At 65.5% G+C, this 22,636-nt stretch carries 16 protein-coding genes; all 16 read right to left on the reverse strand.

All coding sequences use genetic code 11. The annotated features are described in order from the left end of the window. Positions 1–4 precede the first annotated feature (4 nt). Entirely contained in the window at positions 5–787 is a 783-nt protein-coding gene (locus C722_RS0113560; RefSeq protein WP_017641012.1) for a sulfite exporter TauE/SafE family protein, read from the reverse strand. A 76-nt stretch (positions 788–863) separates the two neighbouring features. Further along, positions 864–3,143 (reverse strand): phosphoenolpyruvate--protein phosphotransferase, encoded by a 2,280-nt coding sequence (gene ptsP / locus C722_RS0113565; protein ID WP_017641013.1) that lies wholly within the window; start codon positions 3,141–3,143, stop codon positions 864–866. Positions 3,144–3,254: 111 nt separating this feature from the next. Further along, positions 3,255–3,728, reverse strand: a complete 474-nt coding sequence (locus C722_RS0113570) for an RNA pyrophosphohydrolase (protein WP_007161635.1) — start codon at positions 3,726–3,728, stop codon at positions 3,255–3,257. A gap of 191 nt (positions 3,729–3,919) precedes the next feature. Continuing rightward, entirely contained in the window at positions 3,920–5,443 is a 1,524-nt protein-coding gene (locus C722_RS0113575) for an MFS transporter (protein WP_017641015.1), read from the reverse strand. Between the two features lie 113 nt (positions 5,444–5,556). After that, a complete protein-coding gene (locus C722_RS0113580; protein ID WP_017641016.1) occupies positions 5,557–6,570 on the reverse strand; it encodes an Ldh family oxidoreductase in 1,014 nt (337 codons plus the stop codon). Between the two features lie 92 nt (positions 6,571–6,662). Further along, positions 6,663–7,730 (reverse strand): uroporphyrinogen decarboxylase, encoded by a 1,068-nt coding sequence (hemE, locus tag C722_RS0113585; protein ID WP_017641017.1) that lies wholly within the window; start codon positions 7,728–7,730, stop codon positions 6,663–6,665. 371 nt (positions 7,731–8,101) lie between these two features. Continuing rightward, positions 8,102–9,520, reverse strand: a complete 1,419-nt coding sequence (locus C722_RS0113590) for an FAD-dependent oxidoreductase (RefSeq protein ID WP_017641018.1) — start codon at positions 9,518–9,520, stop codon at positions 8,102–8,104. 90 nt (positions 9,521–9,610) lie between these two features. Next, a complete protein-coding gene (gltB, locus tag C722_RS0113595) occupies positions 9,611–14,059 on the reverse strand; it encodes a glutamate synthase large subunit (protein ID WP_017641019.1) in 4,449 nt (1,482 codons plus the stop codon). A gap of 216 nt (positions 14,060–14,275) precedes the next feature. Further along, positions 14,276–15,880, reverse strand: a complete 1,605-nt coding sequence (locus tag C722_RS0113600) for an AAA family ATPase (RefSeq protein WP_017641020.1) — start codon at positions 15,878–15,880, stop codon at positions 14,276–14,278. Positions 15,881–15,898: 18 nt separating this feature from the next. After that, on the reverse strand, positions 15,899–16,993 hold the full coding sequence (gene aroB / locus C722_RS0113605) for a 3-dehydroquinate synthase (protein WP_017641021.1): 1,095 nt from the start codon (positions 16,991–16,993) through the stop codon (positions 15,899–15,901). A gap of 52 nt (positions 16,994–17,045) precedes the next feature. Continuing rightward, entirely contained in the window at positions 17,046–17,564 is a 519-nt protein-coding gene (gene aroK / locus C722_RS0113610) for a shikimate kinase AroK (RefSeq protein WP_026083835.1), read from the reverse strand. A 5-nt stretch (positions 17,565–17,569) separates the two neighbouring features. Continuing rightward, positions 17,570–19,819 carry a type IV pilus secretin PilQ gene (pilQ, locus tag C722_RS0113615; RefSeq protein WP_026083836.1) on the reverse strand — a complete coding sequence of 750 codons (2,250 nt, stop codon included), beginning with the start codon at positions 19,817–19,819 and terminating at the stop codon, positions 17,570–17,572. Then, positions 19,819–20,337, reverse strand: a complete 519-nt coding sequence (locus C722_RS0113620; protein ID WP_026083837.1) for a pilus assembly protein PilP — start codon at positions 20,335–20,337, stop codon at positions 19,819–19,821. Before C722_RS0113620 ends, pilQ begins: the two co-directional genes overlap by 1 nt. Then, entirely contained in the window at positions 20,334–20,987 is a 654-nt protein-coding gene (gene pilO, locus C722_RS0113625) for a type 4a pilus biogenesis protein PilO (RefSeq protein ID WP_017641025.1), read from the reverse strand. The genes C722_RS0113620 and pilO overlap by 4 nt, the downstream gene beginning before the upstream one ends. Further along, positions 20,984–21,571: a PilN domain-containing protein gene (locus C722_RS0113630; protein ID WP_017641026.1), complete on the reverse strand. Its 588-nt coding sequence runs from the start codon at positions 21,569–21,571 to the stop codon at positions 20,984–20,986. The genes pilO and C722_RS0113630 overlap by 4 nt, the downstream gene beginning before the upstream one ends. After that, complete coding sequence (locus C722_RS0113635) at positions 21,572–22,636, reverse strand: pilus assembly protein PilM (protein ID WP_026083838.1); 1,065 nt, start codon at positions 22,634–22,636, stop codon at positions 21,572–21,574.

Genomic DNA, 22,636 nt, shown 5'->3' on the forward strand with positions numbered 1-22,636 from the left:
GGGATCAGAGTAGGAAGTTGAGACCGACGCCGAACAGCAACAGGGCGAACAGGCGCTTGAGCAGTCGGGGCGACAGGCGATGGGCCAGTCGCGCACCGAAACGGGCCGAGAACATGCTGGTCAGGGCGATACCCAGCAAGGCCGGCAGATAGACATAGCCCAGGCTCCAGGCGGGCAGGCCCGGCTGCTGCCAGCCGACCAGGATGAAGGACAGCGCCCCGGACAGGGCAATGGGCAGGCCGCAGGCCGCCGAGGTGGCCACCGCCTGCGGCATGCTCAGGCTGCGCCAGATCAGGAAGGGGACGGTAAGCGAGCCGCCGCCGATGCCGAAGATGGCCGAGGCCCAGCCGATCACCACGCCGGCCACCGTCAGCGCCGGCTTGCCCGGCTCACCGGCCTGGGCCTTGGGGCGCAGGTCCAGCGCCAACTGGAGGGCGATCAGGATGGCGAAGGTGCCGATGATCTTCTGCAGCAGCGGGCCGTGGATGGCGGCGGCGGTCAGCGCACCCAGGGCGCTGCCGAAGACGATGCCCAGGGCCATCCAGGCGAACAGCCGCCAGCGCACGGCGCCAAGCCGGTGATGGGCCCAGACGGAATTGAGCGAGGTGAAGACGATGGTGGCCAGCGAGGTACCCACCGCCAGGTGGGTGAGGATATCCGGATCGAGACCCTGGGCGGTAAAGCTGTAGACCAGCACCGGCACGATGATCAGGCCGCCGCCGACCCCGAACAGACCGGCCAGCAGCCCGGCGCAGACGCCGAGCACCAGGAAGAGCAAGAGATCCATCATCACCTCGGGCGCAGGAGGCGGCATGGTACGCCGCTGCCTGCCCGGCGGGAAGCGGCCCTCCCGCCGGACACGCTCAGCTCTGGACGCTGGCCGCCGGGTTGATCACCCGACCCAGTCCGAGGTTGCGCAAGGCGAGATGCAGGGCGCTGTGGATGACCTGGGGGTTGTCGATCTGGCGCATCTGCTGCACCAGTTCCCGGGCCTTTTCCAGGGTGACCTGGCGCAGCAGCCATTTCACCTTGGGCAGGTTGGTGGCGTTCATCGACAGGGTATCGAAGCCCATGCCCATGAGCAGCACCGCCGCCGCCGGATCGCCGGCCATCTCGCCGCAGATGCTGACCGGCACCCCTTCGGCATGGGCGCCATCGACCACCTGTTGCAGCGCCTGCAGCACCGCTGGGTGGAAGTAGTCGTAGAGATCGGCCACCCGCGGATTGTTGCGATCCACCGCCAGCAGGTACTGGGTCAGGTCGTTGGAGCCTACCGAGATGAAGTCCACCTGGCGCGCCAGATCACGGGCCTGGTAGACCGCCGAGGGTACCTCGACCATGACGCCCACCGGCGGCATGGGAATGTCGACACCTTCGTCACGCACCTCGCACCAGGCACGATGCAACAGATGCTGGGATTCCTCCACCTCGTGCACGCCGGAGATCATCGGCAGCATGATGCGCAGGTTGTTCAGGCCTTCGCTGGCCTTGAGCATGGCACGGGTCTGCACCAGGAAGATTTCCGGATGATCCAGGGTGACACGGATGCCGCGCCAGCCCAGGAAGGGGTTGTCTTCCTTGATCGGGAAATAGGACAGCGCCTTGTCGCCGCCAACGTCCAGGGTGCGCATGGTCACCGGCGCCGGATGGAAGGCCGCCAGCTGCTCGCGATAGATGGAGAGCTGCTCCTTCTCGCTGGGAAAGCGCTCGTTGACCATGAAGGGGACTTCGGTGCGATACAGCCCGACCCCTTCGGCGCCCCGCTGCTGGGCGCGGGCCACGTCGGCCATCAGGCCGGTGTTGACCCACAGCGGCATGCGGTGGCCGTCGAGGGTCTCGCAGGGCAGGCTGCGCAGGGCGTCGAGGCCCTGGGTCAGCTGGCGTTCCTCTTCCACCACGTCGCCGTACTGCTTGATCAGCGTCGGCGAGGGGTTGGTGAAGATCTCGCCGTGGTAGCCGTCGACGATGAGGTCGATGCCGTCCACCTTGGAATACGGCAGGTCCACTGCGCCCATGACGGTGGGCACCCCCATGGCACGCGCCAGGATGGCGACGTGGGAGTTGCCCGAACCCAGCACCGAGATCAGGCCGACCAGGCGCCCCTCGGGCACCTCGCCGAGCATGGCCGGCGAGAGCTCCTCGCTGACCAGGATGGTGTTTTCCGGGTAGATCAGGCAGGCCTGGTGGGCCTGCTGCAGATAGGCCAGCAGCCGGCGCCCGAGGTCACGCACATCGGCGGCACGTTCGCGCAGATAGGCGTCGTCCATCAGCTCGAAGCGCTGGACGTGCTCCATCACCACTTGGCGCAGGGCGCCCTGGGCCCACTGGCCGCTCTTGATGATGGTGGTCACCTCGTTACCGAGGGCGGCGTCGTCGAGCATCATCAGATAGACGTCGAACAGCGCCTGCTCTTCCTTGCGCAACTGGGTGGACAGCCGCTTGGAGAGCGCCTTCATGTCCGCCCGCACGCCTTCCAGCGCCGAGCGGAACAACTGCAGCTCGGCGTCGATGTCGGTCACGGTCTTGTCCGGGACCACTTCCAGGTCGGCCGGTGGCAGGACCACCACCGCCTTGCCGACGCCGACCCCGGGCGCGCCGGGGATGCCGACGAAGCGGGCTTCCTGGATGCCCCTGCCCTGCCGATCCAGACCACGGATGGTCCCGGTGGCCTCGGCATGGGCGATCACCCCGGCGAGCTGGGCGCTCATGGTGACCAGAAAGGCTTCTTCGCCCTCGTCGAACTGACGGCGTTCCTTCTGCTGCACCACCAGCACGCCCATGACCCGACGGTGGTGGATGATGGGTGCACCGAGGAAAGACGCATAGCGTTCCTCACCGGTCTCGGCGAAATAGCGAAAGCGCGGGTGGCTGGCGGCGTCTTCGAGATTGAGCGGCTCTTCGCGGGTGCCGACCAGACCGACCAGGCCCTCGTTGGGGGCCATGCTGACCCGGCCGATGGACTTCTTGTTGAGGCCTTCGGTGGCCATCAGCACGAAACGGTTGGTGTCCGGATCCAGCAGATAGACGGAGCAGACCTGCGACTGCATGGCCGCGCGGACGCGCTGCACGATGATGGACAGTGCCGACCCCAGATCCTTGGCGGCATTGACCTCCTGGACGATCTTGCGCAGAACTGCAAGCATCTAGCGCCTCCGCAGCCGACGCCCGGCGGATCCGCCGGCGTGCATCACGTGTCGTTCATCCTGCATGACCACAGCTTCTCCTCACCTCTTTCGCACCGGCCGTACCGGCAATCAGGCCAGCAAGCGGGGTGCCAACTCCTTGAGCGCCCGCCGATAGACCTCTCGCTTGAAGGTCACCACCTGGCCCAGAGGGTACCAGTAGCTTACCCAGCGCCAGCCATCGAATTCCGGCTTGCCCGTCACATCCATCCGCACCCGCTGCTCTTCCGCGGTCAGCCGCAGCAGAAACCACTTCTGCTTCTGGCCGATGCACAGCGGACGGCTATGGGTGCGCACCATGCGCTGCGGCAGACGATACCTCAGCCAGCCCCGGGTACAGGCCAGGATACGGACATCATCGGGGCTCAGCCCCACCTCTTCGTTGAGCTCCCGGTACAGCGCCTCTTCGGGCGTTTCCCGGTCATCGATCCCACCCTGGGGAAACTGCCAGGCATCCTGGTTGATGCGGCGAGCCCACAGTACTTGGCCGGCATCGTTGGCGAGAATGATGCCGACATTGGGGCGAAAACCATCAGCGTCGATCACGGCTGCCACCCTTGAAAAATATCGTTGCCCGCATTGTTCCACAAAGCCCGACAGCCCAGCAATGCAAGCTCCGGACCGACCGGGGCGCGGCCGACCGGCGCAGGCTCCCGGCAACCGCCGCGACCTGCAAAGGCCCGCATTATGGTGGTCGCCAGCTGAACGTCGGCTTAAGGGCGGGCAATCGTCGTGCGCTAGCGGAAATGCCGCTGTACGGCCATGTAGACCGCCAGCGCCAGACCGATCCAGCCGACCAGCCAGAAATAGTCGAGATAGCCCAGCACCTGACTCTGGCGGGTGACCAGACTGGAGATCTGCGCCAGGGCGCTGTCGGCGCCGGTAGCCTGCCGATAGCGTTCGCCATAGGCCTGGTAGTTCTGCGCATAGGGATTGACCGCAGCGCTGAGCACCGAGGCGTGGAAGGCGTCGCGCCACTGCAGGAAGACGTTGGACAGCACGATACCCATGGGCATGACCAGCTGCTGGGTCATGTTCTTGATCTGGTAGGCCTGGCTGAAATAGGCCGGCTCGACGCGCATGAAGGTGTACATGATGATCACCGCGAAGGTGCCGATCAGGTAGGTGCCATGCATCATCAGGCCCGGCACCAGCTGCTGATAGAGGGGCACGTCGGCGTGCTGGTGCACCATCCAGAAGCCGTAGCCGGCCAGCAGCAGATAGCCCGCCACCAGGTACTTGCGAAAACCGCCCCAGGGAAAGCGCTCGCGCAGCCGCACCGAGGTGATCATCAGCAAGGGTGCCAGGCCGCACAGCCAGCCCAGCGCCATGACGCCCCCGGCGGTATAGACCGGCAGCTGCAGACCGTTGACCACGTACTGGGGAATGATGAAGTTGTAGGCCCCGAGCAGGAAGTAATTGAGCATCATGAACAGCATGCCGGCGAGAAAGCCGGGGGTGATGGCGTGCTTGAAGTCCAGGGTCGGCCGTGCCAGGCCGCGCTCGTAATAGACGTAGAGCCCGAGGATGGCCGTGCCCAGCAGCAGCTCCAGGGCCAGCCACGGACCATCGCTGAAGAAATCGAAGGCCAGCCGCTGGGTGGTGGTGGTCAACAGCAGACTGCCACCCGCCAGCAGCACCATGGACAGCAGCGACGGCGCCCCGGAATTCTCCAGCGGATGGGAACGCCGCGGCAGCGACAGCCAGATGCAAATGGCCACCAGCGCGCAGGCCAGCGCCGGCACCATGAAGATGGCACGCCACTGATGGCCTTCCAGCAATTCCGCGGTGGTGAAGGACGCCAGCGCACCCCCCAGGGGCACGCCCGAGGCGAAGGCGCGGATCCCGGTCGGCAGCTGCGGACCGGAGAAATACATCTGCACCAGCACCCGCGCCCCGGCAAAGAAGGTAGCGGCGCCGGCGCCCATCAGGACGCGTCCGGCGATGAAGGTCGGCAGATCCGTGGCCACCAGGCAGCACACCTGGCCGACCAGATGGATGCCGACGGCGGTGAAGATCAGGTTGCGATAGCCCAGGCGCTGGGCGAACCACTGGTGCGGCGCGCTGGTGACGATGACGGCGACGCTGTAGCAGGCGGTCGCCAGGCTGTAGCTGCGCGGGTCGATGCCGAGGCCGCCATAGACATAGCGGTTGGCCAGGGCGATGGACAGGTTGTCGAGAAAGTACACCAGCACCATCAGGGTGATGCTCAGCAGCAACAGGCCGCGGTGATGGGGGCGATCGGTGTCGTCGGCGTACATGAAGACCCAGGGCTGGCACTAAGGGGGGGCCAGTCGTGGACCCTGCGTCTGGCACGGGGTTCAGAGGCCGCGTTGTCGCAGCCTCCTTCAGGTGATGCGCATCGCGTCCCGGCTCAGCCAGGTAGCAGGGCCCGGACGTCTGCTAGGAGTTCGTCCGGCACCTCCACCCAGCCACGGGTGGTATTGCGAGCCCGCGCCTGGTAGCGGCGCTGCGACGGCAGGCGGGCGCCCTGGGCCTCGATGCCGGCGAACAACTGCTCGGCGCGCTGCTGGTAGTCGCCTACCGCTGCGCCGAGAAAACGCTGGGGATCGAAGGCCAGGATGAGTTCGCCGTGATAAGGCAGTCCGCCCGCCCCGGCGTCGACCGCGGAAGATTCCGGGCTGGTGAGATCGCCGATCAGGGGTCCGGCGAGCAATTCGATCATGGCCGACAGCGCCGAGCCCTTGTGACCACCAAAGGTGAGCATGGCGCCCTCCTCCAGCACGGTGCGGGCATCGCTGCTGGGAGCGCCCTCGGCATCCACTCCCCAGCCTTCGGGCAGGGCCTTGCCGGCACGGCGGTGCAATTCGATTTCGCCGCGGGCCACGGCGCTGGTGGCGAAATCGAAGACGAAGGGTTGCCCTTCCGGTCGCGGCCAGCCAAAGGCGATGGGATTGGTACCGAACAGCGGGCGACGACCGCCGGCCGGGGCGACATAGGCCTGGGTCGGATTGCAGGCCAGGGCCACCAGGCCCCTGGCGGTGAGGGCTTCCATCTCCACCCAGAGCGCCGAGAAGTGCACGCAGTTGTTGATCGCCAGGGCCGCCAGGCCACAGGCGCGCGCCTTGGCTTCCAGCAGCGGCAGACCGGCGTGGAAGGCCAGCGGCGAGAAGCCACCCCCGGCATCGACCCGGACGATGGCCGGCGCCACGTCCTCGATGCGGGGTTCGGCATCCGGCACCACCTTGCCGGCCTTGAGCGTCTTGACGATGCCCAGCAGCCGATAGATGCCGTGGGAGGCACAGTCATCACGCTGGCCGGCCACCATCATGGCGGCGATGGCTGTACTCTGCGGTTGACTGAAACCCTGGGCCGCGAGCACCTCTTCGGCCAGGTGCTGCAGCTCTTCCGGGGTCATCTGGGCCATGGCGGCGCTCCATCGGGAAAACCCCGACTATGCCGCAACCAGCCACGGCCCGCTCGCTCGACTTGGGACCGGTCGTGCCGATCCCGGCACAGTCAGCCCTGGTGGTAGCGCCCCGACAACTCGTGCACGGCTTCGATGAAGGCGCCGGCGTGAGCCGGGTCCACCTCGGGAGTGATGCCGTGACCCAGGTTGAAGACGTGGCCGCTGCCCTGGCCATAGCTTTCCAGGATACGCCCCACCTCGGCGCGAATGGCCGCCGGCTTGGCGTAGAGCACGCTGGGATCCATGTTGCCCTGCAGGGCAACCTTGGCACCCACGCGGCGGCGCGCTTCGCCAATGTCGCAGGTCCAGTCCAGGCCCAGGGCCTCGGCGCCGCTGTCGGCCAGGCTTTCCAGCCAGAGACCGCCGTTCTTGGTGAAGAGGATCACCGGTACCTGTCGTCCTTCATGCTCGCGGATCAGCCCGGCGACGATCTTGCGCATATAGGCCAGGGAGAACTCCTGGTAGGCCGCGGCGGATAGGTTGCCGCCCCAGGTATCGAAGATCTGCACCGCCTGGGCGCCAGCACGAATCTGGCCGTTGAGGTAGGCGGTGACCGCCTGGGCCAGCTTATCCAGCAGCAGGTGCAGGGCCTCGGGGGAGTCGTAGAGCATGGCTTTGGCCTTGCGGAAATCCTTGCTGGAGCCGCCTTCGATCATGTAGGTGGCGAGGGTCCAGGGGCTGCCGGAAAAGCCGATCAGGGGTACTCGGCCGTCCAGCGCCGCGCGGATGGTGCGCACGGCGTCCATCACGTAGCCCAGGTCGGATTCGGCATCGGGGATCGGCAGCGCCTCGATGTCGGCCGGGGTATCGATCACCTTGCGAAAGCGCGGCCCCTCGCCGGTCTCGAAATAGAGGCCCTGGCCCATGGCATCGGGGATGGTGAGGATGTCGGAGAAGAGGATGGCCGCATCCAGGGGATAGCGCTCCAGCGGCTGCAGGGTCACCTCGCAGGCGAATTGCGGGTTCTTGCACAGACTCATGAAGTCACCGGCGCGGGCCCGGCTGGCGCGGTACTCGGGCAGATAGCGCCCGGCCTGGCGCATCATCCACACCGGGGTGACGTCCACCGGCTGCTTGAGCAGGGCACGCAGAAAACGGTCGTTCTTCAGGGCAGTCATGGCGACATCCGGCAGCAAAAGTGCCGGCATTGTCGCAAAGCGGCTGGCAAAAGGCACGGCAGGGGGGCGTGCCTTTTGTCTATCGGGGTGATGGGGTGCTCCGTAGGGTGACGGTGCAGCCTCGCCTATCGCCGGACGGTCATCCAGATGAAAAACGCTGTGCGGTTTTCAATCCTACGGCTCGGCGGGCTAATCGTGGCCATGCCGGTGCGCCGTAGCGACCGCTCCTACAGAGTGACGCTTTTCGTAGGAGCGGCCCATGGCCGCGATTGCTTGGCGGATACTGCACGAAGCCCCGTGCCGGCAGGATCCCACCCCAAAAAAAAAGCCGACCGGCTTGCACCGGTCGGCTCTTGTCCAGCGGCCTGGCCTCAGACGCCCAGGTAGTCGAGGATGCCCTCGGCGGCGTTGCGACCCTCGAAGATGGCGGTCACCACCAGGTCGGAGCCGCGCACCATGTCGCCACCGGCAAAGATCTTCGGGTTGCTGGTCTGGTGCTTGAACTCGTGCAGCCCCGGCGCGACGACCCGGCCCTGGCTGTCGATGTCGATGCCGAATTGCTCGAACCAGGGCGCCGGACTTGGGCGGAAACCGAAGGCGATGACCACCGCATCGGCCGGCAGGATCTCCTCGGAACCGGGGATCGGCTCGGGGCTGCGGCGGCCACGGGCATCGGGTTCGCCCAGACGGGTTTCCACCACCTTGACGCCTTCCACCTTGTCTTCACCGATGATGGCGATGGGCTGGCGGTTGAAGAGGAACTTCACGCCCTCTTCCTTGGCGTTCTTCACTTCCTTGCGCGAGCCCGGCATGTTGGCGGCGTCGCGGCGGTAGGCGCAGGTCACGCTCTTGGCACCCTGGCGGATGGAGGTGCGGTTGCAGTCCATGGCGGTGTCACCACCGCCCAGGACCACCACGCGCTTGCCCTTCATGTCGACGAAGTCGGCCGCATCCTTTTCAAAGCCCAGGTTGCGGTTGACGTTGGCCACCAGGAAATCCAGGGCGTCGTGAACGCCTGACAGGTCTTCGCCAGGGAAGCCGCCCTTCATGTAAGTGTAGGTACCCATGCCCAGGAAGACCGCATCGAATTCCTCGAGCAGCTGATCCATGGTCACGTCCTTGCCCACCTCGGTATTCAGACGGAATTCCACGCCCATGCCGCCGAAGACCTCGCGACGGCGACTGAGCACGGTCTTTTCCAGCTTGAATTCGGGGATGCCGAAGGTCAGCAGGCCACCGATCTCGGGATGCTTGTCGAACACCACCGGGGTCACGCCATTGCGTACCAGGATGTCGGCGCAACCCAGGCCGGCCGGACCGGCACCGATCACGGCGACCCGCTTGCCGGTGGGCTTTACCTTGGACATGTCCGGGCGCCAGCCCATGGCGAAGGCGGTGTCGGTGATGTACTTTTCCACCGAGCCGATGGTCACCGCGCCAAAGCCGTCGTTGAGGGTGCAGGCACCCTCGCAGAGCCGATCCTGCGGGCAGACGCGACCACAGACCTCGGGCAGGGTGTTGGTCTGGTGCGACAGTTCCGCCGCCGCCAGGATGTTGCCTTCGGACACCAGCTTGAGCCAGTTGGGAATGAAGTTGTGCACCGGGCACTTCCATTCGCAATAGGGGTTGCCGCAACCCAGGCAGCGATGCGCCTGCTCGGCGGCCTGCTGCGGCTTGAAGGGATCGTGGATCTCGACGAATTCCTTCTTGCGCTGGCGCAGCAGCTTCTTCTTCGGATCCTTGCGACCGACCTCGATGAACTGGAAGTCGTTGTTCAGACGTTCAGCCATTTCCAAACCTCTTGAAGCGACGCCCCTTCAGCAGGGCGCCACGAGCTATCACGGTGAAACCGGCGCCATGGGCAGCCGGCATCGAAGTCGTTATTCCGGACGGGCGCGGGTACTGACCAGCAGCGAGGCCAGGCTCGCGGCCTTGGGCTTCACCAGCCAGAACTTGCGCAGATAGTCGTCCAGGTTCTCATGGAGATGGCTGCCCCAGGCGCTGCCGGTCTCGCGCACGTATTCGGCCAGCACCCCTTCCAGGTGGCTGCGGTAGGCCTCCATGGCCTCGCTGTTGATGCGCTGGATCTCCACCAGTTCGTGGTTGACCCGGTCATAGAAGCCGTTGTCCAGGTCCAGCACATAGGCGAAGCCGCCGGTCATGCCCGAGCCGAAGTTGTAGCCGGTCTTGCCCAGGACGCAGACGAAGCCGCCGGTCATGTACTCGCAGCAGTGGTCGCCGGTGCCTTCCACCACGGTGTGGGCCCCGGAGTTACGCACCCCGAAGCGCTCACCGGCGGTACCAGCGGCGAACAGCTTGCCACCGGTGGCGCCATAGAGGCAGGTATTGCCGATGATGGCCGATTCCTGGCTCTTGAAGCACGCGCCCTGGGGCGGGGTGATGACCAGCTTGCCGCCGGTCATGCCCTTGCCCACGTAGTCGTTGGCATCGCCTTCCAGATACAGGTGCAGGCCGCCAGCGTTCCAGACGCCGAAGCTCTGGCCAGCGGTGCCCTTGAAGCGGAAGGTCAGCGGCGCCTTGACCATGCCCTGGTTGCCGTGACGCCGGGCGATTTCGCCGGAGACACGGGCACCGATGGAGCGGTCGCAGTTGCCGATACTGAGGCTGAAGTCACCGCCTTCGAGCTTTTCGATCCCGGGCAGCGACAGGCGCACCATTTCTTCGGCCAGCAGGCCCTGGTCGAACGGCGGGTTCTTTTCCACCTGGCAGTATTGCGGCTTCTCGGCCGGAATGTGATCGCTCCCCAGCAGCGGGGTGAGGTCCAGGTGCTGCTGCTTGGCGGTCTCGCCCGGCAGGATTTCCAGCAGATCGGTACGGCCGATCAGCTCACCCAGGCTGCGTACGCCCAGCCTGGCCAGCCACTCACGGGTTTCCTCGGCGATGAAGGTGAAGAAATTCATCACCATCTCCACCGTGCCGATGAAGTGTTCCTTGCGCAGCCGGTCGTTCTGGGTGGCGACGCCAGTGGCGCAGTTGTTCAGGTGGCAGATGCGCAGGTATTTGCAGCCCAGGGCGATCATCGGCGCGGTGCCGAAGCCAAAGCTCTCGGCGCCGAGGATGGCCGCCTTGATCACGTCCAGGCCGGTCTTCAGGCCGCCGTCGGTCTGCACCCGGACCTTGCCGCGCAGATCGTTACCGCGCAGGGTCTGGTGCGCCTCGGCCAGGCCTAGTTCCCAGGGCGAGCCGGCGTACTTGATGGAGGTCACCGGCGAAGCACCGGTACCGCCGTCGTAGCCGGAGATGGTGATGAGGTCGGCATAGGCCTTGGCCACACCGGCGGCCACGGTGCCTACGCCAGGCTCGGACACCAGCTTGACCGATACCAGCGCCTTGGGATTGACCTGCTTGAGGTCGAAGATCAGCTGCGACAGGTCTTCGATGGAATAGATGTCGTGGTGCGGCGGCGGCGAGATCAGGGTCACGCCGGGTACCGCATAGCGCAGCTTGGCGATCAGGCCGTTGACCTTGCCGCCGGGCAGCTGACCGCCCTCGCCCGGCTTGGCGCCCTGGGCCACCTTGATCTGCAAGACCTCGGCATTGACCAGGTACTCGGGAGTGACGCCGAAGCGGCCGGTGGCCACCTGCTTGATCTTGGAGCTCTTGATGGTGCCGTAGCGCGCCGGATCCTCACCGCCCTCACCGGAGTTGGAGCGGCCGCCCAGGCGGTTCATGGCCTCGGCCAGGGCCTCGTGGGCTTCCGGCGACAGGGCGCCCAGGGAGATCCCGGCAGCATCGAAGCGGGTGAAGATGTTGGCCAGCGGCTCGACCTCTTCCAGCGCCAGGGGCTGGTCGCTGGTCTTGACCTTGAGCAGGTCGCGGATCATCGCCACCGGGCGCTGGTCCACCAGCGCGGTGTATTCGCGGAACTTGGCGTAGTCGCCCTGCTGCACGGCGGCCTGCAGCAGATTGACCACGTCCGGGTTGTAGGCATGGTATTCGCCGCCATAGACGAACTTGAGCAGGCCACCCGGCTGGATCGGCTTGCGGTTGTTCCAGGCTTCGCCGGCCAGCAGCTTCTGCTCGGCTTCCAGGTCGACGAAGCGCGCGCCCTTGATGCGGCTGGTGACGCCGGGGAAGCACAGATCGGTGACCTCGTCTGCCAGGCCCACGGCCTCGAACAGCTGGGCGCCGCGATAGGAGGCGACGGTGGAGATGCCCATCTTGGAGATCACCTTGAGCAGGCCCTTGGTGATGCCCTTGCGGTAGTACTTGAACACCTCGTAGAGGTCGCCCAGCACCTCGCCGGTGCGGATCAGATCGCCCAGCACCTCATAGGCCAGGAACGGATAGACCGCAGTGGCGCCAAAGCCCAGCAGCACGGCGAAGTGGTGCGGATCACGGGCGGTGGCGGTCTCCACCAGGATGTTGCTGCTGGTACGCAGCCCCAGGTTGACCAGGTGGTGATGCACGGCGCCGGTGGCCAGCACCGCATGCACCGGCAGCTTGCCCGGTTCGATGTGGCGGTCGGTCAGCACCAACAGCACCTTGCCGGCGCGCACCGCTTCCTCGGCCTGCTCGACGATGTTGCGCAGCGCCGCCTCGAGCCCCATGGACTCGGGGTAATTGAGGTCGATCGTGACATGCTCGAAGCCGGGCTTGGGCATGTTGAGGATGGTCCGCCACTTGGCCGGCGAGATCACCGGGCTGCTCAGGATGGCGCGATCGGCGTGCTCGGCGGTTTCCTCGAAGACGTTGCGCTCGGCACCCAGGCAGGTCTCCAGGGACATGACGATGGACTCGCGCAGCGGGTCGATCGGCGGATTGGTGACCTGGGCGAATTGCTGGCGGAAGTAGTCGTAGGGCGAACGGATGCGCCGCGACAGCACCGCCATCGGGGTGTCGTCGCCCATGGAGCCCACGGCTTCCTGGCCCTGCTCGCCCAGCGGACGCAGCACCTGGTCACGCTCCTCGAAGGTGACCTGGAACATCTTCATGTACTGGCGCAGCTGATCCTGGTCGTAGAAGGCCGAACCGTGATCATGGTCGTCCAGGGTCGCCTGGATGCGCATGGCGTTCTTGCGCAGCCACTGCTTGTAGGGATGGCGCGCCTTGAGACGATTGTCGATGTCGTCGGTCTGCAGCACCTCGCCGGTCTCGGTGTCCACGGCCAGGATCTGGCCCGGGCCGACCCGGCCCTTGGCGATGACGTCGTCGGGCTGGTAGTTCCAGACGCCGACTTCCGAAGCCAGGGTGATGTAGCCGTTCTTGGTGGTCACCCAGCGCGCCGGGCGCAGGCCGTTGCGGTCGAGCAGGCAGACCGCGTAGCGGCCTTCGGTCAGCACCACACCGGCCGGACCGTCCCAGGGCTCCATGTGCATGGAGTTGAATTCGTAGAAGGCGCGCAGATCGGCGTCCATGGTCTCGACGTTCTGCCAGGCCGGCGGAATGATCATGCGCACGGCGCGGAACAGGTCCATGCCGCCGGTCACCAGCAGCTCCAGCATGTTGTCCATGCTGGAGGAGTCGGAACCGACGCGGTTGACCAGCGGACCGAGCTGGTCGAGATCCGGGATCAGTTCGTTGACGAACTTGGTCCGCCGCGCCTGGGCCCAGTTGCGGTTGCCGGTGATGGTGTTGATCTCGCCGTTGTGGGCGAGATAGCGGAAGGGCTGCGCCAGCGGCCACTTCGGCAGGGTGTTGGTGGAGAAACGCTGGTGGAACACGCAGATGGCGGTAGCCAGGCGCGGATCGCCGAGGTCCGGATAGAAGGCGGCGAGATCCGCCGGCATCATCAGGCCCTTGTAGACGATGACGCGGGACGACAGGCTGCAGATGTAGTGCTCGGCGTCTTCGGCGTTGCGCACTGAGGAACGGCGGCGGGCGGAGAACAGCTTGACCCCGAACTGCTGGTCGTCGAGACCCGGACCGGCGACGAACACCTGCTCGATGCGCGGCAGTCGCGCCAGGGCCAGCTCGCCCAGTACCGAGGTGTCGATGGGTACCTTGCGCCAGCCGACCAGGGTCAGACCAGCGGCCTCGATCTCCAGGTTCATGTTGGCGCGGGCCTGTTCGGCGCGGGCCTCGTCCTGGTTGAAGAACACCACGCCCGCGGCGTACTGCTCGGGCAACTCGGCGCCGAACTGCTCCTGGGCGATGGCGCGCAGGAAGGCGTCCGGCTTCTGCATGAGCAGACCGCAACCGTCACCGGTCTTGCCGTCTGCGTTGATACCGCCCCGGTGGGTCATGCAAGTCAGGGCTTCGATGGCCGTTTCCAGCAGGTCATGGCTGGGCTCGCCCTGCATATGGGCGATCAGGCCGAAGCCGCAGTTGTCCTTGAAGCTATCGGGATTGAACAGGCCTGCTTTCATAGCGCTCTCACCGGCAATCAGGTTATTGCGAAGGCATCACAAAACGGTCCGCTTATTTGAACTTTTTTCGGACAGTCAAAGGCTGACCAGTGTAGCGAAAAAATCGCTTGCAACAAACACTGATGACACCTGATGAAAATTCGATGACGCAAAAAAGAAAGCCCCGGCATCACTCTCGTGATAGCACCGGGGCTTTCTTTGCGTAGCAGGCAAGAATCAGCGACTGGTGGCGATGTCCTGCTGGATGCTGGCGAAGGTCCGCGGCCAGGGTTTGCTGGCCTGCACCTTGGCTGGCAACTGCTTGACGGCCGCTTCGGCCGCTGCCCGATTGGCGAAGTTGCCGTAGGTCACCACATAGAGCGCCTTGCCCTGGTAGCTCTTCTTGAAATAGCGGAAGTTGCCACTGTCGGCCTGGGCGGCGATGAAGTCCTGCGCCGCCTTCTCGGTGCTGGTACCCACCACCTGCAAGGCGTACTTGCTGCCCGCCTGACTACCGTACCAACCCGCCGCTGCGCTGCCAGCATGAGCGGGCGCTGCAGCCGGAGCCGGCTTGGTCGGTGCCGGTGCCGGTGCAGGGGTAGGCGCAGGCGCGGTATGCCGGGGCGCCGGAGCCGCCACTGCCGGAGCGCTGGCCGCTGGAGTACGCGCCGGCGTGCGGCTGGGCAGTTCGTCCTCGTCACTGATGGGTGGGGCATCGGTGGTCACGGTTGGCGGCACGCCGCCCGCACCCATGTCGTTGCCCGCGGCGGTACCCGCCTGACGACCGCCCGCCGCTTCCGCCAAGGGTTCACGGATGACCGGCTGCGACTCACCCACCAGCGGCAGGGGCAGCGGCTTGGAAGAGCCGTCGAACTGGATGGGCGCACCCTGGGCGTCCTTGCCGGCAGACGCCGTGTTCTGACCGCCCATGGGCAGGTCCTGCCCCGTGGTCGCGGTCGCCGGGGCCTCGCTCTTGCCGCCCTTGAGCGACAGGGCGGCGGCGCCCACCGCCAGCACCACCACCCCGAGAATGACCAGATGCTTGCGCGGCAGGGCCGCCAGCAGATTGCGCGAGCCTTTCACCGGTGCGGCGGCCTTCTTGCGCCGGGCGCTCATGCCGGCCACCAGCACATCCCGGGCTTCTTCGTTGAGCCGACCGGGCCAGCCGCCGGAGCGCTCGTGGATAGTCGCGAGCTGCTCGTCGGTAAAGATCTCCAGGCCCTGGCCGGCACCTTCCAGGCGCTGGGCCAGGTACTCCTCGGCCTCGCTCTCGCTGTAGGGCAGCAACTCGATGGCGTGATAGCGCTCTTCGCCCTGGGCGATGTCCTCCAGGCGCATCACCACTTCCGCTTCGCCGAACAGGAAGACGTGCAGGCGCTCCTTTTCGCTGCCCCCGGCCAGTTCCAGCAGGGCTTCCAGCGCGGGAGTGGCCAGGGCCTCGGCGTCATCCACCAGGATGTAGACCTCCTGCCCCGCCAGGCGCACTTCCGCCGCCTGCGCGAGAATGGCCGCCGGCGTCTGGCTGTCGGCGCCAACGCCCTTGGCGACCTGGGCCAGCACGGTGCGGGCGTCACCGCCGTTCTGCGCGGAAATCACCACGCAGTGCACGGCCTCCTTCTTGGTACTGGCCGCCAGCGCCTGGCGCAGCAGCGTCTTGCCACTGCCGTCGGGACCACTGACCACCAGCAGCAGCTGGCTGTAGCGGGCCAGGTGATGCAACTGGCCCAGCACCGGCTTGCGCTGGGCCGGAAAGAATTTGAAACCGGGAACGCGGGCGGCGAACGGGTCGTGAGTGAACTGATAGTGACCGAGGAAGGCTTCGTCGGCGTGCAGATTGGACATGGGACTCTCTTGTTCTCCTTACTGGGCGGTCAGCGCTTGGTAATCGGTACGCAGCGTCTGCTCGAGAATGTCGCGGGCGAAGTCGGCGGTCACCACGGCCTGGCCCAGGTCACTGAGCAGTACCAGCCGGAGTTGTCCATCCAGGACCTTCTTGTCCACCGCCATGAGGCGTTCGAAATCGGCCGGCTGCATGTCCGCCGGCGGTACCACGGGCAGCTTGGCCTTAACCAGCAGGCGAATGGCGCGGTCGCGTTGCGCGGCACTGAGCCAGCCCAGCAGCAGGGACATCTGCAGCGCCATGACCATGCCGGCGGCAACCGCCTCGCCGTGCAGCCAGACGCCATAGCCCTGGTGGGTCTCGATGGCGTGACCGAAGGTATGGCCGAGGTTGAGGATCGCCCGCAGACCCGACTCGCGCTCGTCGCTGCCCACCACTTGGGCCTTGGCCGCGCAGGAGCGCTCGATGGCTTCGGTGAGTGCGCTTTGATCCAGTGCCAGCAGCGCCTCGACATGCTCTTCGAGCCAGCCGAGGAAGGGCTCGTCGCAGATCAGGCCGTACTTGATGACCTCGGCCAGACCCGCCGAGAGTTCGCGCGCCGGCAGGGTCGCCAGGCTGTCGGTATCGATGACCACGGCCTTGGGCTGGTAGAAGGCGCCGATCATGTTCTTGCCCAGCGGGTGGTTGATGCCGGTCTTGCCGCCCACCGAGGAATCGACCTGGGACAGCAGCGTGGTCGGCACCTGGATGAAGTCCACTCCGCGCTGATAGCAGGCCGCGGCGAAACCGCCCATGTCGCCGATCACCCCGCCGCCCAGGGCGATGAGGGTGGTCTTGCGATCATGGCGATCCTGCAGCAGGCCGTCGAAGATCAGCTGCAGGGTCTCCCAGTTCTTGTGCGCCTCGCCATCGGGCAGCACGATCGAGCTGACCGGGCGATCGCCCAGGGTGCGCAGCAGACGCTCCAGATAGAGCGGCGCGATGGTTTCGTTGGTGACGATCGCCACCTTGCGCCCGGCGAGATGGGGCAGGACGCATTCCGGTCGATCCAGAAGGCCCTGGCCGATGTAGATCGGGTAGCTGCGCTCACCGAGCTCGACGTGAAGAGTCCGCATGCCGTCACCTTGATTCAAAGGGCGCCTAGCATAGCGCAGAACGCTCGCGGCTTTAATGCGGTGCCAGGGCTTTCAGACGGTCGAGTATCTGCAGCACGACCATCCGGGGTGGCCGCTCGTCGGTCTCGATGATGATGTCGGCGATCTCCCGATACAGCGGATCGCGCATGGCCATGAGATTGCGCAGCACCGCCGCGGGATCGGCGGTCTGCAGCAGCGGTCGATTGCGATCCCGGGAGGTGCGCTCGATCTGCTGCTCGATGGAGGCATGCAGGTAGATGACCCGCCCGCCACGCTTGAGCGCCTGACGATTGTCTTCGCGCAGCACGGCACCCCCGCCGGTAGCCATCACCAGGCCGTTCTCCGCGCACAGCTCAGCGATCGCGGCGCGTTCGCGCTCGCGAAAGCCCTGCTCGCCTTCCACATCGAAGATCCAGGGGATGTCGGCACCGGTACGTTCTTCGATTACCTTGTCGGAATCCTTGAACGGCAGCCGCAATTCCTTCGCCAGGAGCCGGCCGATGGTGCTCTTGCCCGAGCCCATCGGTCCTACGAGAAACAGATTACGCACTTATGTCATCGACCAACCGCTATCGCCTGGTTGTTCATGATACGCGGCGTGAGGAAGATCAGCAGCTCGACTTTGCTGTCGGTGACCGAATCCCGGCGGAACAGCCGGCCGACATAGGGGATATCCCCCAGCATCGGCACCTTGGTGGTGGACTTGGTCTGGGTGTTGGAGAACACCCCGCCCAGCACGATGGTCTCGCCATCGCTCACCAGGACCTTGGCATTGACCTCGTTCTTGCTGATCGGCGGCACGCCATTGAGCGCATTCTGGTAGTCAGGGGCATCCTTGTTGACCTTGACCTCCATGATGATGCGGTTGTCCGGGGTGATCTGCGGCGTGACCTCCAGCGACAGCGCGGCCTGCTTGAAGCTGGTGCTGGTGGCACCGCTGGAACTGGCTTCCTGGTAGGGAATCTCGGTACCGCGCAGGATCTTGGCGGTTTCTTTGTCCGAGGTCACTACCTTGGGCTGGGAGATGATCTCGCCATTGCCGCTGGATTGCAGAGCGGACAGCTGCAGGTCGAGCATCTGACCACCAGCCATGAAACCGATGCCGATGCCCGAAGTGCTGCCGGAGACGCCCATGTCCACGAAGGGCGTGGGCGCGAGGCCAGTGGCGGCGGTGACGTTACCGATGGTGCTGGTTCCAGGCAGGAAAGCCTGGTTAGTGGTGCTATCAACGGTCGTCGCGCCATCCTTGCCATAGACTGAGAAATTGCCCTGGCGAGTATTGCCGCCCCAGCGCACGCCCAGCTGCTTGCTGTAGTCGACATTGGCTTCCACCAGCCGCGCCTCGATCATCACCTGACGTACCGGGATGTCCAGCTGCGAGACGATGCGCCGCAGTTCGTCCAGGCGATTCTGGGTCTGGTAGGCGATGATGCTGTTGGTACGCTCGTCCACCGAGATGGAGCCACGCTCGTCGGCGGTCTTGTCGGCACTGGTCACCGACTGGAACAGCTTGGCGATGTCGGCGGCCTTGGCATAGTTGACCTGGATCAGGTCGCGCCGCAGGGGAGCGAGCTGCTGGATCTGTTTCTGGGATTCCAGCTCCTGGCGCTCACGCGCGGCGATCTCGTCGGCCGGCGCGACCAGCAGCACGTTGCCGATCTGGCGCTTGTCCAGGCCCTTGGTCTTGAGGATCAAGTCCAGCGCCTGATCCCAGGGTACGTTCTGCAGGCGCAGGGTGATGTTGCCCTGCACGGTGTCGCTCGCCACCAGGTTGAGGTTGGTGAAGTCGGCGATCAGCTGCAGCACCGAACGGACGTCGATGTCCTGGAAGTTCAGCGACAGCTTTTCGCCGGTGTAGGTAAAGCGATCGGCTGCGCGCTTTTCCTTTTCCTCGGTGGTGAGCGGCTTGACGCTCAGGGTCAGGCGATTGTTGGTCTGGTAGGCCAGGTAGTCGTAGGTCCCGGTCGGTTCGATGACGATGGAGGCGCCACCGCTGTCAGCCGAGGCGTTGACGAATTGCACTGGGGTAGCGAAGTCCTTGACGTCCAGCCGTACCCGCAACTCCTCAGGCAACTGAGTGCCGGCGAAGGTCAGGCGGATCTTGCCGCCCTGCTCCTGGATGTCCGGGTTGATGCCGGTCTCGCTCAGGTCGATGACCACGTTGCCCTCGCCCTGGGGACCCCGCTGGAAGTCGAGATGACGGATCGCCTTGCCGCGCAGTTGCGGCCGCGGCGCGGTCATGGCCGCCACGGTGGAAGAGGCCTGGGTCGGCGGCAGCGGCGTGCGGGTGACGGCGCTGGGCAGCGGGGCGGACGACGGCGCGGTCACGGTGGCCGGCGCCGCGGCGCGCGGCAGATTCGGCGTCAGGTTGGCCTGGGCGCCGGCCGCCTGGCGACCCGCGGTACCGCCGATGGTGACGAACAGGTTGCGACCGTCGGCACGGGTGTCGTAGCTGGCCAGATTGGTGAGGTTGATGATCAGCCGGGTCCGGTTGCCCGCCTCGACCACCGTCACGCTGCGGGCATTGCCATTGCCCAGCTCGCGGCTCTTGGTACCCAGCTTGTTGGCCACGCCGGGCAGGTCCAGAGCGATCCGCGCCGGCTGCTCGATGGTGTAGCCCTTGGGGATCGGCACCGGCTGATCGAAGGTCAGCTTGAGTTCGATGCGATCCCCGGGCAGGGAGGCGACGTTCAAGGCCTGCAGATCGGCGGCCAGGACCTGGCCGGCCAGGCTACCCAGCAACAAGGCCAATCCCAGTCCCAGCCGTCTTGCGCTATTCGTCTTCACTGTACTTGCCCCGCCCATTAAGTCTTTTCCTTCAAGGTGATGGTGCGCGGCCGTTCCAGCCAGCCACCCTCGCCATCCGGGACGATTTCGATCACGTCGATCTCACCGTCGGTGATCTTGGTGATGCGCCCGTCATTGCGGCCCAGGTAGTCCCCCACCTTGACGCGATGTACGCCCCCGGCGCCGTTGACCAGCGCATAGCGGCCACTGGCGTTGGCCAGGATGCCCACCATGCTGAAGGTCTCGATGTTGAAGCCTTCGAGAAACTGCTTCGGCCGATTCACGTCCGGCTTGATGTTGCCGGTCCCGCGCTGGCGCACCGTGGGGTCGATGCGTACCGGCGCCTGGAAGGGGCTGCGCAGCGCCGCAGCGGCATAGGTGAAGGGTTCGTAGGCGCGGAACTGCGGCAGCGGCTCGATGGAACCGCGCGGCTTGGCGCGGGTTTCGTCCATGAAGGCCTGCAGATCGCTGGTATCGCTGGAACCGCAGCCGACCAGCACGCCGGTCAGCAGGCAGAGCAACAGAGGCGTCCTCATTTGCCGAGCCCCTTGTCGTTGTAGCGATAGGTCTTGGCCAGGACGTTCATGCGCAACTTGCCACCGGTCCCGGATACCGTGCCGCCGCCATTGGCGTTTCGGTCATCCACCGGCTTGAGGTCGAAGTCGTGCAGGGTGACGATGCGCGGCAGGCTGGAGACGCTGCTGACGAAGGTCGCCAGGTCATGATAATTGCCCACCACGGTGATCTGGATCGGCAACTCGACATAGAACTGCTGTGTCACCTCGGGCAGGAGCTTGATCTGCTCGAACTCCAGACCACTGCCCAGACCGGTGCGGGTGATGTCTTCCAGCAGCGCCGGCACTTCGGTATCGCCGGGCAGTTGCCGCAGCAGCGCGCCGAAGGACTCTTCCATCTCGACCATCTGCTGCTTGTAGGCATCCAGATTGGCGGCCTGGAAGGCCTTGCTGGCGTATTGCTGCTTGAGGGTTTCTTCCTGAGTGCGCTGGCTGTCCAGCTGCGCCTGCATGTCGCTGAGATGGAACTGATAGCCGAGCAGGAGCACCACCAGCACGATCAGCAGGCAGGCGATGACCTTGACCGGCTTGGGCCAGGAACCGAGGTTCTCCAGGCTGAGTTCGTTGATGTCGACCTTGCGCAGGCTGGCCAGGGAATCGGCGAGACTCATGGTTTGCCTCCCTTGGCGAGCGGGGCCGGAGCAGGAGCGCCGGGCTGGGTCTGCTTGACGGTGAGCTGGAAGGTGTTGGCCTGATCCACCGCCCCGGCGGTGGTGGCCTTCACCTCGATCAGCGTAGGCGAAGCGAACCAGTCGGAGGCGTCCAGATTACGCATCAGGTTGGAGACCCGGTTGTTGGATTCCGCCTCGCCGCTGATGGACAGGGTGTCGCCCTGCATCTTCAGCTCGCGGAAGTACACGCCGTCCGGCAGGGTGCGCACCAGTTGATCGAAGACGTGGCCGATGACCGGGCGGTTGCCCTGCAGGTCCTGGATGATCTTCATCCGTGCCAGCAGTTGCTGGCGCCGGGTCTTGAGCTCGCTGATCTCCTTGATGCGCACGTCCAGCTGGGCGATGTTCTGCTGGATGAAGGCATTGCGCGCCTCCTGACGGGCGATCTCGCCGGACAGGTACTGATCCCCGAGAAACACAGCGCCGCACGAGAGCACGAAGATGCCGCCCAGGATCACCAGGAACTGCTTGCGCCTTTCTTCGCGCAGCTGCTCCCGCCAGGGCAAGAGGTTGATGCGGGCCATTTAGTCGAAACTCCTCATGGCCAGGCCGCAGGCGATCATCAGCGCCGGGGCGTCACCCGCCAGGGCCGCCGCATTGACCTTGTTGCTGACGGTCATGTCGGCGAAGGGATTGGCCAGGACCGTGGGGGTGCCGATTTTCTGCTGGATCAAGCGGTCGAGTCCGGAAATTGACGCGGTTCCTCCAGCAAGCAAGATGTAGTCCACATCATTGTATTGCCCAGCGGCGAAAAAGAACTGCAGCGAGCGCGCCACCTGCTGCACCACCGCCTCGCGGAAGGGCGTCAGTACCTCGCTCTGGTAGTCGTCAGGCAGGCCACCCTGCTTCTTGGCCAGACCGGCCTCCTCCACCGACAGGCCGTAGCGGCGCTGGATCTCTTCGGTGAGCTGGCGGCCGCCAAACAGCTGCTCGCGGGTGTAGATGGTCTTGCCGTTGTGCAGCACGCTCAGGGTGGTCATGGTGGCGCCAATGTCGACCACCGCCACGGTCAGGTCGTCGACATGGCCGCCGAGCTGATTGGCCAGCAACTGGTAGGCACGCTCCAGGGCATAGGCCTCGACGTCGACCACCTTGGCCGAGACGCCGGCCAGCGCCAGGGCCGCTTCGCGGACCTCGACGTTTTCCTTCCGGCAAGCGGCCAGCAGCACCTCGACGCGCTCGGCGTTGCGTGGCGACGGCCCCTGCACCTCGAAGTCGATGGCGACCTCGTCCAGCGGATAGGGAATGTACTGGTCAGCTTCCAGCTTGATCTGGTTTTCCAGCTCGTCGTCGGTGAGGCCGGCATCCATCTCGATGGTCTTGGCGATCACCGCCGAGCCGGAGACGGCCACGGCGGCGCTGCGTGCGGAACTGCGCGCCTTGACCAGCACCCTGCCGATGGCGAGGCCCACGCCCTCCAGCTCGGCGATGTTCTTTTCCACCACGGCATTGGCCGGCAGAGGTTCGACCGCATAGGCTTCCACCCGGTAGCGCCCGCCTGCACGGCTCAACTCGATGAGTTTCACGGATGTCGAACTGACGTCGATACCCAGCAGCGTATTCGCCTTCTTTCTGAATAGCCCTAGCAC

The sequence above is a fragment of the Pseudomonas sp. 313 genome (assembly GCF_000316965.1).
Lineage (GTDB): Bacteria > Pseudomonadota > Gammaproteobacteria > Pseudomonadales > Pseudomonadaceae > Chryseomonas > Chryseomonas benzopyrenica.

Coding starts and splice junctions, on each gene's coding strand:
- C722_RS0113560 (WP_017641012.1), bottom strand. CDS start 787: ATGGATCTCTTGCTCTTCCTGGTGCTCGGCGTCTGCGCCGGGCTGCTG.
- ptsP (WP_017641013.1), bottom strand. CDS start 3,143: ATGCTTGCAGTTCTGCGCAAGATCGTCCAGGAGGTCAATGCCGCCAAG.
- C722_RS0113575 (WP_017641015.1), bottom strand. CDS start 5,443: ATGTACGCCGACGACACCGATCGCCCCCATCACCGCGGCCTGTTGCTG.
- C722_RS0113580 (WP_017641016.1), bottom strand. CDS start 6,570: ATGGCCCAGATGACCCCGGAAGAGCTGCAGCACCTGGCCGAAGAGGTG.
- hemE (WP_017641017.1), bottom strand. CDS start 7,730: ATGACTGCCCTGAAGAACGACCGTTTTCTGCGTGCCCTGCTCAAGCAG.
- C722_RS0113590 (WP_017641018.1), bottom strand. CDS start 9,520: ATGGCTGAACGTCTGAACAACGACTTCCAGTTCATCGAGGTCGGTCGC.
- gltB (WP_017641019.1), bottom strand. CDS start 14,059: ATGAAAGCAGGCCTGTTCAATCCCGATAGCTTCAAGGACAACTGCGGC.
- C722_RS0113600 (WP_017641020.1), bottom strand. CDS start 15,880: ATGTCCAATCTGCACGCCGACGAAGCCTTCCTCGGTCACTATCAGTTC.
- aroB (WP_017641021.1), bottom strand. CDS start 16,993: ATGCGGACTCTTCACGTCGAGCTCGGTGAGCGCAGCTACCCGATCTAC.
- pilQ (WP_026083836.1), bottom strand. CDS start 19,819: ATGGGCGGGGCAAGTACAGTGAAGACGAATAGCGCAAGACGGCTGGGA.
- C722_RS0113620 (WP_026083837.1), bottom strand. CDS start 20,337: ATGAGGACGCCTCTGTTGCTCTGCCTGCTGACCGGCGTGCTGGTCGGC.
- pilO (WP_017641025.1), bottom strand. CDS start 20,987: ATGAGTCTCGCCGATTCCCTGGCCAGCCTGCGCAAGGTCGACATCAAC.
- C722_RS0113630 (WP_017641026.1), bottom strand. CDS start 21,571: ATGGCCCGCATCAACCTCTTGCCCTGGCGGGAGCAGCTGCGCGAAGAA.